11 protein-coding genes are annotated in these 17778 nt (G+C 61.0%); 5 read left to right on the top strand and 6 right to left on the bottom strand.

Annotated features, from left to right (window positions below):
* The first annotated feature begins 10 nt into the window (after window positions 1–10).
* Window positions 11–865 carry a DMT family transporter gene (locus TR36_RS02825; protein WP_255357340.1) on the top strand — a complete coding sequence of 285 codons (855 nt, stop codon included), beginning with the start codon at window positions 11–13 and terminating at the stop codon, window positions 863–865.
* Here the strand turns inward: TR36_RS02825 and glgX are convergent.
* The 3 genes from glgX to treY form a co-directional block, all read right to left on the bottom strand.
* Window positions 850–2892, bottom strand: a complete 2043-nt coding sequence (gene glgX / locus TR36_RS02830) for a glycogen debranching protein GlgX (RefSeq protein ID WP_237763499.1) — start codon at window positions 2890–2892, stop codon at window positions 850–852. The two genes, TR36_RS02825 and glgX, sit on opposite strands and share 16 nt — an antisense overlap.
* Complete coding sequence (locus TR36_RS02835; RefSeq protein WP_045387536.1) at window positions 2892–4115, bottom strand: sugar phosphate nucleotidyltransferase; 1224 nt, start codon at window positions 4113–4115, stop codon at window positions 2892–2894. Before TR36_RS02835 ends, glgX begins: the two co-directional genes overlap by 1 nt.
* Window positions 4116–4220: 105 nt before the next feature.
* Entirely contained in the window at window positions 4221–6443 is a 2223-nt protein-coding gene (gene treY, locus TR36_RS02840) for a malto-oligosyltrehalose synthase (protein ID WP_045387533.1), read from the bottom strand.
* A 153-nt stretch (window positions 6444–6596) separates the two neighbouring features.
* Between treY and TR36_RS16005 the strand changes: the two genes are divergently transcribed.
* From TR36_RS16005 to TR36_RS02855, 3 genes are all read left to right on the top strand, one after another.
* Window positions 6597–7241: a PRC-barrel domain-containing protein gene (locus TR36_RS16005; protein ID WP_052362440.1), complete on the top strand. Its 645-nt coding sequence runs from the start codon at window positions 6597–6599 to the stop codon at window positions 7239–7241.
* A gap of 83 nt (window positions 7242–7324) precedes the next feature.
* A complete protein-coding gene (locus TR36_RS02850; RefSeq protein ID WP_062762339.1) occupies window positions 7325–8548 on the top strand; it encodes a putative DNA modification/repair radical SAM protein in 1224 nt (407 codons plus the stop codon).
* Window positions 8545–9966 (top strand): UdgX family uracil-DNA binding protein, encoded by a 1422-nt coding sequence (locus TR36_RS02855; RefSeq protein ID WP_153010470.1) that lies wholly within the window; start codon window positions 8545–8547, stop codon window positions 9964–9966. Before TR36_RS02850 ends, TR36_RS02855 begins: the two co-directional genes overlap by 4 nt.
* Here TR36_RS02855 and TR36_RS02860 read toward each other — a convergent pair.
* Together TR36_RS02860 and TR36_RS02865 are read right to left on the bottom strand one after the other, a co-directional pair.
* Entirely contained in the window at window positions 9963–12182 is a 2220-nt protein-coding gene (locus TR36_RS02860; RefSeq protein WP_062762344.1) for a mechanosensitive ion channel domain-containing protein, read from the bottom strand. The two genes, TR36_RS02855 and TR36_RS02860, sit on opposite strands and share 4 nt — an antisense overlap.
* Window positions 12183–12256: 74 nt before the next feature.
* Window positions 12257–13267, bottom strand: a complete 1011-nt coding sequence (locus tag TR36_RS02865) for a putative zinc-binding metallopeptidase (protein ID WP_045387522.1) — start codon at window positions 13265–13267, stop codon at window positions 12257–12259.
* 221 nt (window positions 13268–13488) lie between these two features.
* Here TR36_RS02865 and TR36_RS02870 point away from each other — a divergent pair, with 221 nt between their 5' ends.
* The gene (locus TR36_RS02870) at window positions 13489–15990 is read left to right on the top strand and encodes a cation:proton antiporter (protein ID WP_045387519.1); all 2502 of its coding nucleotides are present in this window, start codon (window positions 13489–13491) and stop codon (window positions 15988–15990) included.
* On the opposite strand, the gene metG is transcribed toward TR36_RS02870, so the two are convergent.
* The gene (gene metG / locus TR36_RS02875) at window positions 15991–17709 is read right to left on the bottom strand and encodes a methionine--tRNA ligase (RefSeq protein ID WP_045387516.1); all 1719 of its coding nucleotides are present in this window, start codon (window positions 17707–17709) and stop codon (window positions 15991–15993) included.
* Window positions 17710–17778 lie beyond the last annotated feature (69 nt).

The following is a 17778-nucleotide window of genomic DNA, read 5'->3' on the forward strand; positions in this document are numbered from 1 at the left end:
TTCCCGACCGATGGCGGGGGTGCTGTGGATGCTGGCGGCCGTTCTCAGCATCGTTGCCGTCAACGGCGTGGTGCGTGGTCTGGGGCCGGGGGTGCCCTCGGCACAGGCGGCCTTCGTGCGCTTTGCGATCGGGGTGCTACTGTTGCTGCCCGCGGTGCCGCAACTGATGCAACTGCGCGTGGCTGCTCCTGTCTGGGCCCTGTTCGGATTGCGCGGCCTTGCCCATTCGGTGGCCGTGGTCTGCTGGTTTTTTGCCATGGCCCACTTGCCCATCGCCGAGGTGACGGCCATCAATTACCTGAACCCGGTTCTGGTGACCCTGGGCGGTGCCATCCTGTTCCGCGAAGGGCTGTCGTGGCAAAGGGCGGCGGCCGTGGTCGTGGCGCTGATCGGAACATTGATCATTTTGCGGCCCGGCATGCGGGCAATCGAGCCGGGTCATATCGCGCAGCTTTGCGCAGCCTTTATGTTCGCAACCAGCTATCTGACGGCAAAAAAGCTGTCATCCCTTGCTCCGGCTACAACTGTGGTCATGCTGATGACAATCATCGTGACAATCGTTCTGGCACCGCTGGCATGGTCGGTCTGGGTACCATTGAACGGGCGGCAGTGGCTGTTTCTGGCAATGGCCGCTCTGTTTGGAACATTGTCGCATTATTGCATGACGCGCGCGTTCAAATCCGCGCCGTTGACCGTCACTCAACCCGTCACCTTCTCCCAGCTGGTCTTTGCGGCCCTGATCGGATGGCTGGTGTTCGGAGAGCCGGTAGACCCCTATGTGATGATCGGCGGGGCCAGCATCATACTGGCCCTCGCCTATCTGACATGGCGCGATGCCCGCCGCAAACGTCAGGCGCGGATATAGGCGCTTGCGCTTTGCCAGTTCAGCATAACCGTGCCTTCGACGGCATCATCACAGGTGATCGGGTCCAGCGCCGTATCGATCTTGCGGATCCATGATCCTTCGGGAAGGGTGAAATCGCCTTCATCGCCGGCATTCAGGATAATCAGCACTTCGGCCTTCGGGGTGGTGATGGTCATGGCAATGACCTGCCGCTCGGTATCTGCCCAATCCTCATCGGTCATCAGGGAACCGGTCGGGCTGTACCACGACACATTCGGCCCCTCGCGACTGTCATCCTCGGGTGCTTTGGCCCAGTTCAACTGGCCCAACTGCATTTCGGTACGGAAGGCCATCAGGGCGGTGACAGCCTCCGTCAGGGGCGCACGTGCCTTGGCCCAATGGATCCATGCGGTTTCATTGTCCTGACAATAGGCGTTGTTGTTGCCGTACTGGCTTTGGCCCAATTCGTCACCCGCCAGCAGCATGGGCACCCCTTGGCTGAAAAACAACGAGGCCAGCATTGCCTTGACCCGACGTTCACGTGATCCGTTCACGCCCTGGTCTTCTGTTTCTCCCTCGATCCCCATGTTGTCCGAGAGGTTGTTGGAGTGGCCGTCGCGCCCGTCCTCGCCGTTCGCCTCGTTATGCTTGTCATTGTAGGAAACCGTGTCCCACAGGGTAAAGCCGTCATGCGCCGCCAGAAAGTTGATGGAGCTGTTGGCCGGACGGTGCGAATGGTTGAATTGTACCGGTGACCCGGTCAGACGCTCGCTGACGCGCGGCACCATTCCGTCAGTGCGTTTCCAGAAGGCGCGCAAGTCGTCGCGGGCCTTGTCGTTCCATTCACGGAACGGCCATGGAAACCCGCCGACCTGATAGCCGCCTTCACCCACGTCCCACGGCTCGGCAATCAGCTTTACCTTCGACAGGACCGGGTCCTGACGGATGGCGGCAAAGAACCCGCCTTCACGCTCAAACCCCTGGGGTTCACGGCCCAACGTAGAGGCCAGGTCGAAGCGGAACCCGTCCACATGCATCACCTGCACCCAGTACCGCAAGGAATCCAGTACCATGCGCAAGACCATGGGATGCGCCACGTTCAGCGTGTTGCCGGTTCCGGTGGTGTCGAACGCATGGCGCGGGTTTTCAGGAGAGAGCAGATAGTAGGATGCATTGTCGATCCCCTTGAAGGACAGGGTCGGGCCACGCTCGTTCCCTTCGGCCGTGTGGTTGTAGACCACATCGAGGATCACCTCCAAACCAGCCTTGTGCAGCTTGCGGATGGCTTCCTTCATTTCTTTCGAGGTGCCGCTTTTCAGGTATCCGCGATGCGGCGCGAAAAACAGGATCGAATTGTAACCCCAGTAATTGCTCAGCCCTTTTTCCTGCAGATGCCGGTCATGCAGAAAGCCGTGGATGGGCAGCAGTTCTATCGCAGTGGCCCCGATGCGGTGCATGTGCTGGATAACGGCATCCGATCCCAGACCGGCAAAACTACCCCGATCCGCCTCCGGCACATCAGGATGCAGCTGTGTCAATCCTTTGACATGGGCCTCAACGATCAGGCTGTCAGACCAGCGATGGTTCAGCGCCCGGTCGGCGTCCCAATCGAATTCGGGGTCCGCGACAACGGCCTTGGGCATGAATGGCGCGCTGTCACGTTCATCAAAGGTCAGATCGTCACCGGGCAGTTCATACCCGAAAAGCGCATCATCCCAGACGGTATGGCCCACAACCTCACGCGCATAGGGATCCAGCAGCAGTTTGTTGGGGTTGAAGCGATGCCCCTGCGTCGGCTCATAGGGGCCATGGACGCGGTAGCCATAGGCCTGACCCGGGCGGATGCCGGGAATATAGCCGTGCCAGATCCCGCCCTCCATCAGGGGCATATCCAGCCGTTGCAGTTCATTCTCTCCTGTTTCATCAAACAGGCACAGTTCCACCCGCGTGGCATTTTCCGAAAATAGCGCAAAGTTGGTGCCTTCGGCATCCACATCCGCACCCAGAACATCCGAACGGGACGCGTCGCGATCAAAGGAAAATTTCATCATACATGATCCGTGATAAGAGATGCCGAACGATACTGCGTAACTTTTGCGGCCATCCGCCGCGCCAGCATCGGGGCTGTCACCAGTGTGGTGCCCCCGGCCGTGACGCGGAACCAGCGCGCGTCTTCGGATGCATTCTCCCCCACCACCAGATCGGCAGGGATGATGGTGCCCGGGGCCACGATGGCACGGGTCAGGCGGGCACCCGGTTCGATCCGGGCGCCGGGCAGGACGACTGTTCCGTCCAGCAGCGTCCAGCGCCGCGTTCCACCCAAGGGAGGCATCAGCGAAAGCCCTCCGGCCTGAATGCTGTAGCCTGCCCAGCCGCTTTGTCCGGGGGTCAGGGTGCGGTGCAACGGGGCTGCCGTTTCGGGCAGGCGGCAGCGGGCCAAGCCGTCCCGCAGATCGATCCAGCTAAGCCGGAAGGCATCCAGCGTGCCGACATCGCGCCAATAGGGGGCATGACCGTCCGCATCGGCCTTGCGGGTATGGGCAAAGGCCACACCCTCTGCCACCGCATGCGGCAGGATATCTTTGCCGAAATCATGCGAGGACTCCGGGTTGGCACGATCGGCCAGCAGGACCTGACGCAACCATTTCCAGTTGAAAACATAGATCCCCATGCTTGCCAATGCCCGTGACGGATCACCGGGCATATGTGGCGGATTGCGGGGCTTTTCCACGAACATCCGGATGCGGCCATCCGCATCGGTTCCCATGACACCAAAGGAGGATGCATCCGAAAGCGGAACGGCATCCACGGCCACCGTCACCTGGGCGCCGGCGCTGCGGTGGTCGGCAATCATCGCGGCAATATCCATGTCATAGACATGGTCACCCGCCAGAACCACAACCTCGGCCGCGCCGCTTGCATCGATATCTGAAATATTGTCGGACAGGACGGCAGCGGTACCGGCATATCCTTCGGCAGTCCCGGTGACCGTGGGGCCGTGGCGCATGTGGATGCTGTTGAAGGCATGCCCCCAGCGGGATGTCATATGTGCCTCGAGCGTGGCGGGGCAGTACTGGGTGCCCACCAGCAAATTGCGGATACCGGAGCGGACAGCGCCCGCCACGGTGAAATCCACGATGCGGCGCGTTTCGCCGAAGGGCAGGGCGGGTTTGCACTCGGCCCCTGTCAGTTCGAACAGACGGGAGCCTTGCCCCCCCGCCAAAAGAACGCCAAGCGTCCGGCCTAGATCAAGGGTCTTTTGCAATGTCATGGAAGGTCTCCGCCCGTCTTCATCCGAAGAACCTTTTGTATGATGCCTTGGTTCCAGCTGTCCGACGCGGATTCATAAATATCATGCATCACCGCCATATTCTGTCTAATTATTAGGCACCTTGCCATTCCAGAACAGACGCACAGGGCTGTTTTCGGATCCATCGGACAAGGAGGACCCATCAAGCGCCACATGGATTTCCAGCCTGTCCCCCTGATAGGTGCGGGTCAATCTCAACACCCCTGTTGCCGGGGTATCGGCATGTGCATCGGCGTGCTCGAAAAAGGCCGGGTTGTGGCTGCGCAGTGCCATCATCTGACGGGTCAGTTTTGCCTTGGCTGTTTTCGCGCTCGATACGGCGGCAAAATCCACCAGCAGGCGATTGTCCGGGTCGGTAAGATGGTGCGCCATGACCTCGGTCCCCTGATAGATATAGGGAATCCCCGGCAGCCCGAATTTCAGGGCAACCTGTGCAAGGGAAAGCTGATCCCCCCGCAGCATCAGCGCGCGCGCGGCCTCTGGCAGCATGGTGTGCCAATGGGCGCAGAGGGCGGCGGCAAAGACCTGCGCGCGTTTTTCCGCTTCGGCATCGGGATGGGTCCAATTGGTCACAAGCTTTGCTTCACGCATCGCCTTTTCGATGTGGGTGGCAAGCCGGTCACCCAGATCGCTGCGGCCTGTTTCCCAGATCGCCAGCAGGCTTTGCAGAATGTACCAGCGCAGGTTGGCATCCACCCCCTCGGCATGGGGCATCCGGTTGGCGTCCTGCCAAAGTGCGTCGAACTGGTGGGGCAGGTGGCTGATGGCCACAAGACGCATGCGGGCATCTTCGGCCCGCTTGGTATCATGTGTCGATGTCAGGTTCACATGGGTGGGCCGAACCCCGGCCAGCCATTGGTCGAACCCTGCAACATCCAGTGTCGCCTCATCCGGTTGGCTACCGACCTCGTTGGCGGCCAGATACCGGTTCCACCGGAATGCAGCCGTATCCTCGTGTGATTTTGCCAGAAGGGCACCGGTGACCTGCTGGAACCTTTGGCGAAAGGCCCGCGCCTCCTCGGTTGTCGCGTCCAGAATGGTGGCGGTCAGGGCGCGGATGGCGCGATCGGAGCGTACATCCTGTGCCGCCGCATCCGCGACGCGTTCCATCAGGACGCGATCCTCTTCGCTGGTCAGCGTGTCGGTGATGTAGGTGCGATAGCGGGGGAAATGCCGCAGCAGGGCCAGAACAGCCTCGCGCAGCGATTCATCGCCGAACCCGGCCAGTGTTGCGCGGCGACCCAGGGCCACCAGTTGCAACAGTTCGGCAGCAAGATCGCCTTGGGCCACCTCATCCTTTGCCTGTTCAAGGGCCTGTTCGAAGGTTCCGGTCATACCTGTTTCGCGCCGCCACAGGGTATCCAGCAGTGCCAGCCCTTCGGCATCGGTCAGCACACGTGTCAGTGCACATGCGGATTCGTACCCTGTCGTGCCAAGCGTTTTCCAGTCCGGGGGCAGCCGCTCATCCCCCGAAAGAATCTTTTCCACCCATACCGGGGTACCCGGCAATGCCGCAGCCAACTGCTCCAGATATTTCGCGGGGTCTGCCAGCCCGTCTATGTGATCCACCCGCAGGCCCTGTACCTGACCGCCGCGCACCAGATCGAATATCAGTGCATGGGTGTCCTCGAATACATTTGCATCCTCTACCCGCATTCCGATCAGGCCGGTGACGTTGAAAAAGCGGCGGTGGGTGATGCTGTCCCGCTCCATTTCCCAATGGACCAACCGCCACGCCTGCGCGTCATGGGTGCGGGAAATGACGGACGGATCATCGAACCCGCCATCCGGGCACGTGCTGGGGCGAAGGGGCAGGTGCAATGTGCCATCGGTCAGATATCCGCCGTCTGCAGGATCGATGCGGAATGTGTCGGTTTCGGCAAAGGGGGCGGTCAGGAATGGCAACAGCAATCGCCCTGCCTCCCAGTCGATGTCGAAATGATGCGCATAGCGGCTGTTCTTGCCATGGCGCAGAACATCGACCAGCCAAGGGTTCTCCAGATTGAAGGCGGTGTGGTTCGGCACGATATCCAGTACCAGCGAAATGCCCGCCTCCGAGGCGGCTGCGGCCAGGGCATCAAAGCCGGCCCGCCCGCCCAGACTTTCATCGATCCTGCTTGGATCTGTTATGTCGTACCCATGGGTTGACCCTGTGGTTGCCTGAAAGATAGGCGAAAGATAAAGATGCGTGACACCCAGATCTTTCAGGTGCGGCAAAATGTCTGTTCCTGTCTGGAAACTGCGCCCGTTGCGCAGCAGCAGATGATAGAGCGCAGTCGGAAGGGTCATTTTTTTCCTCGGGTTACAGGGATATCTATCAAGCCGCGCGGGGGGGCAGGAGTTCCCCCGCCTATCGTTTTTTAGATGCGGAACCATCCGGCGGGTCGTGTGGTTGTAGGGGGGTATGCGGCATCAACACGCCGCTGAAACAGGAGTTTGAAGATGAAAAAGCTTGCGATTTCGACCGCCGCCCTTGCCCTCATGTCGGGTGTAGCATTCGCTCAAACATCAACCGCACCAACCACTGGTACGGGTGAAACGACGACCGGAACAGGGGCGTCGCAAGCCCCGCTGACAGGTAACACCGCCTCGCCCGAAGCCCCGCCGAAAGATACGGGTGATGAAGGTGGTGCACCGGCCCTGGAATCAGAAGGAATGGACAACGATCATTCCACCACGATGCCTGAAGGTTCGCAGCAGTCAATGCCCGAAACGGACATGGGTGACACGGATGCTGCCCCCATGACAGACGATCATTCGACCATGGGTGATGCACATATGATGGAGCCGCCGGAAGGCTTCATGGCGACCGAGGCAACGATGCTGGAGCCGGATATGCTCGACGGTATCGACGTCTACGGCAATGATGACGAATCGATCGGCAGTGTATCCGAAGTCATTCCGGCCGAAGGCACCCCGCAGCAGGTGATCGTTGATGTCGGTGGCTTCCTCGGGATCGGTGCAAAATCGGTTGCGCTGAATGTGTCCGAGCTGAACTTCTTCAAGGAAACCGATGGTGATACGGTTCGCGCCTATACCACGATGACCGAAGACGAGATGGAAGCGCTGCCCGAATACGAGGGCTGATTCCATCCGGATCGTGATTGAAAGGCCCGCATCAGCGGGCCTTTTTCATTGGCATTTGCCGTTCGTGAACATATAGTGAACACATGGCACAACGTACCCTTTCGGAAAAGCTGGCGCTGCTTTCGGATGCAGCGAAATATGACGCTTCCTGCGCCTCGAGCGGCGGGGAAAAACGCGATTCACGCGATGGTAAGGGGGTGGGCAGTTCCGGTGGTTCGGGCATCTGCCATGCCTATACCCCCGATGGTAGGTGCATCAGCCTTCTGAAGATACTGATGACCAACTTCTGCATCTTTGATTGTGTCTATTGCGTCAATCGCGTGTCCTCCAAGGTCGAGCGCGCGCGGTTTTCCGTGGAAGAGGTTGTCCGCCTGACAATGGAATTTTACCGGCGGAACTATATCGAAGGACTGTTCCTGTCGTCGGGCATTATCCGGTCGTCGGATGATACGATGGCCGACATGGTGCGGATCGCCAAGACCCTGCGCGAAGTGGAGCATTTCCGTGGCTATATCCATCTAAAGACGATTCCCGATGCCTCGCAAGATCTGATCGACGAGGCAGGGAAATATGCGGACCGCCTGTCGATCAATATCGAACTGCCGACCGAGCGTGGGCTGAACGAACTCGCCCCCGAAAAATCCTCTAGGGGAATTCGGCGGGCGATGGGAGCCGTCCGCCTGAAGCGGGAGGAATCGCGCGAGGTGACCCATACCGGCAAGCGACGGGCCCGTTTTGCACCTGCAGGGCAATCCACCCAGATGATCGTCGGGGCGGACGGGGCGGATGATCGGGCCGTATTGGGGCAATCGGCCAATCTTTATGCCAATTACGGGCTGAGCCGCGTCTATTATTCTGCGTTTTCGCCCATTCCTGACGCCTCGCGAATGCTGCCCTTGGTCAAGCCGCCCCTGATGCGGGAACATCGGCTGTATCAGGCCGACTGGCTGCTGCGCTTTTATGGTTTCGATGTTGGGGAAATTGCCGGCGGCGGAATGCTCGATCTGGACATAGATCCCAAAACGGCCTGGGCGCTGGCCCACCGTGAGGCATTTCCCGTGGATATCAATCGTGCGCCACGGGAGGTTCTGCTGCGCGTGCCGGGGTTCGGGGTGCGCACGGTGGACCGTGTACTGGCCGCGCGCCGCCGGGGGGCGGTACGATACGAACATCTGCTGGCCATGGGCGCAATCCTGAAAAAGGCGCGCCCGTTCATCACGATGCCCGGCTGGTCGCCCCGCGGACTGGACGCCGTCGATCTGCGTGCGCGTTTTGCGCCGCCCCCTGAACAGTTGAGCCTGTTCTGATGCATATGACGCTGCCCGTCATTGGCACGGTGGCCGCATGGCGGGCGCGGGTGCGCGGGCTTGCCGCCGAAGGTATCGCGCCGGGGGATGTGGTCTGGCAGGTGGGGGAGGATGCCGGTACCCTGTTTGCCGATGCCCGCCCCAGCATTCCACCGCGTCAGTTGCGCATCAACCGTGCCGCACTGCACGAGATTGAAACGGCTTTGTGCCATTCCGACCCCGAACGGTTCAATCGCGCGCATGATGTGCTGCTGCGCCTGAATGACGGGCTGGTATGGGGGGATCGGACAGACCCGGCGGTACGCCGCATTCTGGAACAGGCCAAATCCGTTCGGCGTGATATTCACAAGATGCATGCTTTCGTCCGTTTTCGCGAGGTGGGGGCGTCAGGCCCCCGCCGCGCCTTTGCCGCCTGGTTCGAACCGGAACATTCGATCGTTGAGGTCGGAACACCGTTTTTTGCCAAACGCTTCGGTGATATGGATTGGGTGATCGCGACACCTTTGGTAACCGCGCGGTTTGACGGCCAACTGCGGTTCGAGGAAACCCGCAGCACCGCCCCCCCGCCGCCCGATGCGACCGAGGAGTTGTGGCGCACCTATTACGCCAGCATCTTCAATCCGGCTCGGGTGATGGTAAAGGCCATGCAATCCGAAATGCCGCGCAAGTTCTGGAAAAACCTGCCCGAGGCCGATCTGATTCCGGGCCTGATCCGGGGTGCGGAGACGCGGGTTCGCCAGATGCAGGAACGCGAGGCCGAAGAGGCCCCCGCCCGCAGGCTGGCTGTGGCCCGCCGGATGGCAACCCCCGACCGCCCCATGCCCGAGGCGGGGAGCCTTGAGGCCCTGCGCGCACAGGCTGCGGATTGCGCGCGCTGTCCGTTGCACGCCCCCGCCACACAGACGGTGTTCGGCGAAGGGCCGCCGGATGCCCCCGTGGTTTTTGTCGGTGAACAGCCCGGCGATCAGGAGGATCTGGCAGGACGCCCGTTCATCGGCCCTGCAGGTCGGGTCTTTGACGAGGTGGCCCTGGAGGCAGGGCTGGACCGGGGGCGGATTTATATCACAAATGCCGTCAAGCATTTCAAATTTACCCAGCGTGGCAAGCGCCGCATCCACCAGCGCCCGGCCACGCCGGAAATCCATGCCTGCCAAGGCTGGCTGGAGGCGGAACTGGCCATGATCCGTCCCCGGCTGATCGTTGCCATGGGCGCGACGGCGCTTCAGACGCTGACCGGATCTGGTGCCGGGCTTTTGCAGCGGCGCGGGATGATGGAGCAGACGAAAAAAGGGGTGCCGGTTCTGATAACCATACACCCCTCCTATCTGTTGCGATTGCCGGACGCGGAACTGGCCCGCGCCGAACGCGTCCGCTTCTGCCAGGATCTGGCAAAAGCGGCGCATTTTCTGGCGGCTTAGGTTTCGGTCACGGCCTTGGCCGTTCCCTCGACAACACGGTCGTCGTCCTTGGGGTTGTTCAGCAAACGCTCGAACCCTTCAGGAAAATGCAACTGGCGTTGCGGGAACGGGATTTCGATGCCGCGTTCGTCCATCACCTCTTTCAGAATCTGGGTAAAGCGGCGACCGATCCCCCAGTGCTTTGCCGGAAGGGTGCGGAACAGGCCGCGGATATTAACCGAATCCGCCCCCAACGAGGTGACACCGTGGATTTCCAGAGGGGAGATAATGTCGGCCGCAATTTCCGGGATCTGGATGATCCGGTCATAGGCTTCCTGCATCGCGGCAGTGCCGCGTGGAACATCCTCACGATAGGCGATGCCGACCTCGCAGACATGCACACCAAAGTCGCGCGTCAGGTTGGTGACTGTATCGACTGAGGAGAAGGGGACAATATGCACCGCCCCGTCCAATGAACGGATGCGGACAGTCCGGATGCTGACCTTTTCCACACCGCCGGTAACGGCCGCAACTGTCACGACATCGCCCACGTTGACCGCGTTTTCCAGCTGGATGAAGACGCCGGTGATGACGTCCTGCACCAGTTTCTGTGCGCCGAAGCCCACTGCCAGACCGATGACACCGGCACCGGCGATCAGCGGCGCGATGTTGATCCCGATCTGCGACAGGGTGATCATCGTTGCCAGAATGATGAGCGTGATCGTGAAGGCATTCCGGAACAGGGCCAGAAGGGTCAGCGTGCGGTTGGTCGGCTCGGCCCCGCCAATCCCGTGGGACAGGCGGTAATCGATCCAGCCATCCACCACGGCCCAGATGACCGCCGCGATCAGCGCCATCAGCAGGGCCGAGATCAGACGCCAGAATACCATTTGTGCCGTGGCGTTCGTCAGAAGATCGGTATCCAGCCAGCCCCAACCGGAAAACGCCAGAACGATGGAGAACAGGATGAGGAAGCTGGCCGCCAGCCATGCCATCATCATCACGACCGTATTCACCCGCTTGGTCAGGGCTGGCGAAAACGCCAGCAGCAGATCGGGCAGGCGGATATGGATCATGCTGACGGAGCGCAGAAGCCGCATTCCCACCATCAGGATTGCCAGTGCGGCAAAGGTGAAGATCGTGCCCCGCAGAACGACGGTTTCGATCAGACCCGGACGGCTGATGGCGATGAACCAGGAATAGCCGATATAGGCCAGTGCCAGAACGGGCCAGATGGACCGCCATGCCCGTTGGGCGCCGTTTGCCACGGCCGATCCCGCATTGCTCTCGCCTGTCCAGCGATCCCCGCGGGCCAGGTCGAGCACAACCGATATGCGCCGTACGGCAATGATCGCCAGAATGGCTGCAACCGAGGCGATCAATGTCCGCATGGGCCGCATCGCGGTAAAGCCGAGCCAGTCCTGAACCAGCGGCAGCACGAACAGGAAGCCCTGAATTGCCACACCCGCCACAAGAATTTGCTGGCGGTAGACGATTTCCTGGGCACCCGGCGCCAGCACGCTGAGTGTCGGCTCCAGATCCGCATTGGGGCTGTTGATGGCCCGCAGAAGAACCCGGATAACCCCGAACACAAGAAAGGCATTCAGATACAGACTCTGCGCCGAGAGCATGTCATCGTCACCCGAGAACAGGAAGTTCGCCAGCAGGTATCCCGCCACCCAAGCCACCGCGATGGCGACCAGCCGCAGCACGGTCACCAGAAGCGTGGCCCGGACGCGTCGCCAGAATCCTGCCGTGGGCGGCGGTGAATTGCGTCCCGCGATATAGTTGGAACCCCGTTGCAGGGCTATGCTGATCATGATCGTGGTCACGATCGTCAACATGAGCTGCAGGGCCTCGCCGCGGAATTCACCGTTGACCAGCAGGTTCCCCAGAACACCGACGCTCTGGATCAGCTCTTGGCTGACACGGCCCATTTCCTTGACGAAATTGCTGATGAACTTGACCGAACTCTGCGCCACGCGCTGCGCGAAGGCGGGCTGTTCCAGCGCAGTCTGGTCATCTGCGGCCTGATCGCCCTGACTGGCCTGATCGGCCTGCAGTTTCTCGATCAGGGCGGCGCGTGCGGTATCGTCCTGCAGGACGTCGAGCAGGCTCTGGACTGCCTCATCCGAAGTTACGGTCGTTGCTGTGCTGGTAGCAGATTCGGTCTGTGCGACTGATGCCAAGGGCAACAGCATAAGTGCCAGCGCGGCGATTAGGGTGCGAAAAGACATGTCCTGTTGCGTCCTGCATCGTTTCAGGTGGTCACGGGTGCTGGGGCCGTGATGGCCTAGAACATGCGCCGAATTCAAGCCCCGGCAAGAACTGCCTGATGCAAGGTCGCATGATTACGGATCAAATGGAGCATATAGTCCATTTTCCGCTGAACCGGCTGTGGAAGCGCGAAAGGGTAGAAATCGTTCAGCCCCATGGAGCGGTTCATGGCATTCATGGCCGAGGCCAATGGCAGCCAGGCGGCCACCAGTGTTTCCGCATCGGGCAGGTGGTTGGCATTGCCAAAGCCTGTGCCGGAAGGGTCGATGCCGTTATGGCGCGCCGTATCCAGGCCCGCGATGATATGCAGAAGATGCGCCCAAGTTTCGGCCCAATCCTCCCACGGGTGGGCCGTGGCATAGGGCGAGATATAGGACAGCGCCCAATCCTCGGGCGGGCCATCGGCATAATGGCGCTGGAGGGCGGCACCATACGGCTGGCGGGCATCTCCGAAATAGGTGGCACATTCCTCTTCGCGACCTTCCTCGCGGACCAGCAGCTCCCAGTAGAAATGCCCGACCTCGTGCCGCAGGTGTCCTAGGAGTGTCCGGTAGGGTTCATGCATGGCCACGCGATGCGCCTCGCGCACATCATCGTCGGCTTCGGCGATGTTCAACGTGATCTCGCCGTCCATATGTCCGGTCAGGACCATTTCGGCCACGGTGCCATCCTCGGCCAACCGGTCCCCCATGAACTTGAAGTGCAGCCGCTTTCCGGATTTTGAAACACGGGGCAGGCCCAAGGCATGCAGCCGGTAGTAGAGATTGCGCTTTTCCGTTTCGATCCGCATCCAGCGGGCCAGATTCCCCTCGATCGTCAGGTCCGGGATCATGGTTGTCGCGGCGCAGCTTTCGCACAGGGCGCCGTTTCCGGCCTGCCAGTTGCAGGCAATCATTTCCCGGTTCGCACAGGGCGTCAGGTCTTCGTCCAGCGAGCGCATCTCCATAATGGAGGGATCATAGACCAGCGCGGTCTGGCAGTTCAGGCATACGGTATTGCGGAAAAATGTCTGCTGATGGCAGGCGGGACAGGAGAACAGCTTCATTTTACCCCCTGCGGTTCAATCACCCAACGGTAAATTCCACACATGGTTCCAGCTTCCTTGAAAGACGGCGCAATATCTGTTGTGAGGTCGGTGCTGTTGCGTGCAGTGATACCACGCACTCACGTAACCGTGAAAGGGGATTTCCGCCGGAAATGGCGGCGACCCGCGCTGTTACAGCAATGTTAGTTTGTGTCGTGAATGGGACAGGTTAAAGCCGCTTCATGGATATCTCGGTTCTCGTCGGCGTCACTGCGCTTCTGTTCATTGTCATTGCCCTGTCGGAGCCATTGGCGACGCGGTTGCGCCTGCCTTATTCGGTGGTTCTGGCGCTGGTCGGGGCCACGCTCGGTTCGGTCGGAATCTGGTTGCAGCAATCGGATGCCGGACTGGGCCCCGAACTGCGCGAGGCGTTGACGCTGCCGATCAAGTCATCCGTCTTCTTGACGGTTTTTCTGCCGACGCTGCTGTTCGAGGTATCTTTGGGGCTGAATGTCCGGCGTATGGCCGACGACTGGGTGCCCATCATCGTCATGGCCGTGGCCGCGGTCGTGGCGGCAACGCTGATGATCGGCTTTGCCCTGCAGCCGTTCAGCGCGATGCCGCTGGTGGGATGCCTGCTTTTGGGGTCCATCGTATCCACGACCGACCCTTCGGCGGTGGTCAGCATCTTTCGCAACGTGGCGGCGCCGCAGCGGCTGATGCGGATCGTGGAGGGGGAAAGCCTTCTGAACGATGCCGCGGCTATCGCATTGTTCAGCTTTTTCCTGACCTATGTGATGGCGGGCGTTCCGAACCCCACCTATCTGTCGGGTCTTGGCACATTCCCGTGGCTGATGGCGGGGGGGCTGATGGTCGGCCTGATCATCGGGCGCGTGGCGGTCGAGGGGATGCGCATCATTCCCGCGCATCCATTGGCGCAAATTTCGGTCAGTGTTGCCCTGCCGTATCTGACCTATCTTTTTGCCGAAGAGGTGAATGTTTCGGGTGTGGTGGCCGTGGTGGGCGCGGGGCTGATCGTCAACGTGTCCGGCCCGTCCCGTCTGTCCCCCGCTGCATGGAGCCAGCTGCGGGAATTGTGGGGGCTGCTGGCCCATTGGTCCGGCGCATTGATCTTCGTTCTGGCGGCGCTGCTGATCCCCCGTCTGATGGCCGATGTGCGGCTGCATGATATTTTTCTGGTGGCCATCGTGGCACTGGCTGCAACCGCCTCTCGGGCGGCAATCCTCTGGGGGGCGCTTCCCCTTCTGAGCCGGATGAGGCTGTCGCCACGGGTAGAGCCTCCGTACCGTGCGGCAATCCTTTGGGGGGGCTTGCGCGGGGCCGTGACACTGGCGCTGGCGCTTGCCGTAACGGAAAACGTGCTAGTTCCCGCCAACATCAAGCGCGAGATCGGTATTCTGGCCACGGGTTATGTTCTGTTCACCCTGCTGGTGCAGGGGACGACGCTGCGCCGTGTGATCCGCCGGCTTGGCCTTGCGCGGTTGTCGCCCCTTGATATGGCGCTGTCCAACCAGGTGATCGCGGTGGCGCTGCAGAACGTGCGCGAAGAGGTTGCAGGCTCTATCCGGGAATATGAACTGTCGCGTGAAATCGTGCGGTCCGAGGCCAAACGGTTCGGAGAGCGGCTGGAAAAGGCCGTGCAGCGTGCCGAGGATACCGAGGAGATTCCGGACCGGGAGCGGATTACGCTGGGGCTTGTGGCCCTTGCCGTGCGGGAACGTGAGGAGATTCTCGAATCCTTCCGCGAACAGCTGATCGCCTCGCGATTGGTAGAGCGGATGCTGGCGGAATCGGACTATCTGATCGAACGGACACGGCAGCACGGGCGGGACGGATATCGCCTTGCGGCGCGGCGCAACCTGGGGGCAGGGCGCGTGGCGCGGGCCGCTGTCCTGCTGCATAACCGTCTGCGGATTTCTGCCCCCTTGGCAAATCTGATCGCGGATCGGTTCGACATTCTGCTGAACCAGCGGACGATGCTGCGCCATCTTCACCAGTATATCGACCAGAAGGTGCGGCGCATGTATGGCCGCCGCGTGGCAGAGCTGCTGCACGAGCTGCTGAAACGCCGCGAGGAAGAAACGGAACGGGCGCTGGAAAGCCTCCACCTGCAATACCCTTTCTATACCGAGGAGATGGAGCGTCGGTATATCCGCCGTACCACGCTGCGGATGGAAGAACGCCAGTACCAGACCCTGCTGGATGACGGGCTGATCGGGCCAGAGCTGCATATGACGCTGGTTGCGGCCATCAAACGCCAACGGCTGAAGACAGAGGTGCGGCCAAAGCTGGATCTGGCCGTCCATAAACATGAGCTGGTCCGCCAGTTCCCGCTGTTTTCCGCCATGGACGAGGAACAGCGCAAGGCGCTGACCCGCGCGATGGTCACGCTTTATGCCGGGCCGGGAGAGATCATGGTGCGCCGGGGCGATCCGCCGCGCCGGGTGTTCTTCATCGCATCGGGCGCGGTGGAGTCCGACATTGCGGGGGAAAAGCGCCGTCTGGGGCGGGGCGATATGTTCGGCCAGCTGTCAATGCTGATGAAACGGTCACGTCAGGCGCAGGTTACATCCATCGCCTATTCCACGTTTCTGGCGCTGGACGAGCAGAAATTCCGCGATTTGCTGGCCAAGAACCGTAAACTGCAGGATGCGGTTGTCGAAAGTGCGCGGGCGCGCGGGGTGGAGCTGGATATGGACCTGCTGCCACCCCTGACCCCCTGATCAGCTCCGGATACCCGAGAACTGCGCCTGCCAGTCGGCGCTGTTTTCATCCGTGATCTTGGTGAACAGAACCTCCGGCACGCTGAAAGCGTGTCCGGCGGGCAGGGTGGCGAGCGCCGCCGCCACATCCTCGGGCCATGCCCAGTCATCCGAACCCATGGCTGTCATCATTGCCTGCGCCGCATCGGGAATGAACGGGCGGGAAATGACGGCATAAAGGCGGATCAGGTTCAGCGCGAGGCGGACCATGGCCTGTGCCTGTTCCGGATCGGTCTTGATTACGGTCCAGGGGGCGGCCGATTGCAGGTATTCATTGCCTGCCACCCAGATCGCGCGCAGTTCATTGGCTGATTTGCGGACCTCCATCGCCTGCATGTGGCCTTCATAGGCCCGCAGGCGGGTGGTCAGCTCGGCAATCAGCTCCTGTTCACGCGGGCCGTAGGAACCGCCTTCCGGAACAACCTCACCGAATTTCGCGCGGCAGAACTTGGTGACACGGCTGACAAGGTTGCCCAGCACATCCGCCAGATCCTTGTTCACCGACCCCTGGAAGTTGTCCCAGGTGAATTCGGCATCCGAGGATTCCGGTGCATGCGACAGCAGCCACCAGCGCCAGTAATCCGACGGCAGGATCGACAGCGCCTGATCCATGAAGATCCCGCGCCCCTGCGAGGTGGAGAACTGCCCGCCATCATAGTTCAGATAGTTGAACGATTTGATGTAATCGACCATCTTCCACGGTTCTGCGGCCCCCATCAGCGTGGCGGGGAACGACAGGGTATGGAAGGGGACGTTGTCCTTGCCCATGAACTGCAGGTAGGTCACATCCCCGGCGCCCTTGTCGGTACGCCACCAGCGCTCCCACTCGGCCTCGGTCTTGCCGTTGGCTTCGGCCCATTCGGCTGCACAGGCGATGTATTCCACGGGCGCGTCGAACCAGACGTAGAAGACCTTGCCCTCCATTCCGGGCCAGTCCGCCTCACCCTTTTTGACGGGCACGCCCCAGTTCAGATCGCGGGTGATGCCGCGATCCTGCAGGCCGTCGCCGTCGGTCAGCCATTTCTTGGCGATGGAGGTGGTCAGGACGGGCCAATCCGTCTTGGAGGCGATCCAGTCGGCAATCTGTCCCTTGAGCGCGGATTGGCGAAGATAGAGGTGTTTGGTTTCACGAACCTCAAGACGGGTGGACCCGGAGATGGCGGAACGCGGATCGATCAGATCGGTCGGGTCCAGCTGCTTGGTGCAGTTCTCGCATTGATCGCCGCGCGCCTTGTCATAGCCGCAGTTCGGGCAGGTGCCTTCGATGTAGCGGTCGGGCAGGAAACGTCCGTCATCAATGGAATAGACCTGCTTTTCGGACACTTCCTGAATGTAGCCGTTATCGGCCAGAACGCCGGCGAAATGCTGGGTCAACGCGCGGTTCTGCACGCTGGAGGACCGGCCGAAATGATCGAACGACAAACCGAAGCCGCGGGCGATTCCGGCCTGCACCTCGTGCATTTCGGCGCAATAGTCGGCCACGGGCTTGCCTGCCTTGGCCGCCGCCAGCTCTGCCGGGGTGCCATGTTCATCAGTGGCGCAAAGGAACAGGACCTCATGGCCGCGTCCGCGCAGATAACGTGCAATCAGGTCTGCGGGCAGCTGGCTTCCCACCAGATTGCCCAGATGCTTGATCCCGTTGATGTAGGGAAGTGCGGAGGTGATCAGATAGCGTGCCATGCCAGCGCCTTTTATCGGGTTTGAACGTGGGTGTAGCGGTTGATGCGCCAAGCCTCAAGCAGGCTTGCC

Source organism: Falsirhodobacter sp. alg1 (assembly GCF_000739715.2).
GTDB lineage: Bacteria > Pseudomonadota > Alphaproteobacteria > Rhodobacterales > Rhodobacteraceae > Falsirhodobacter.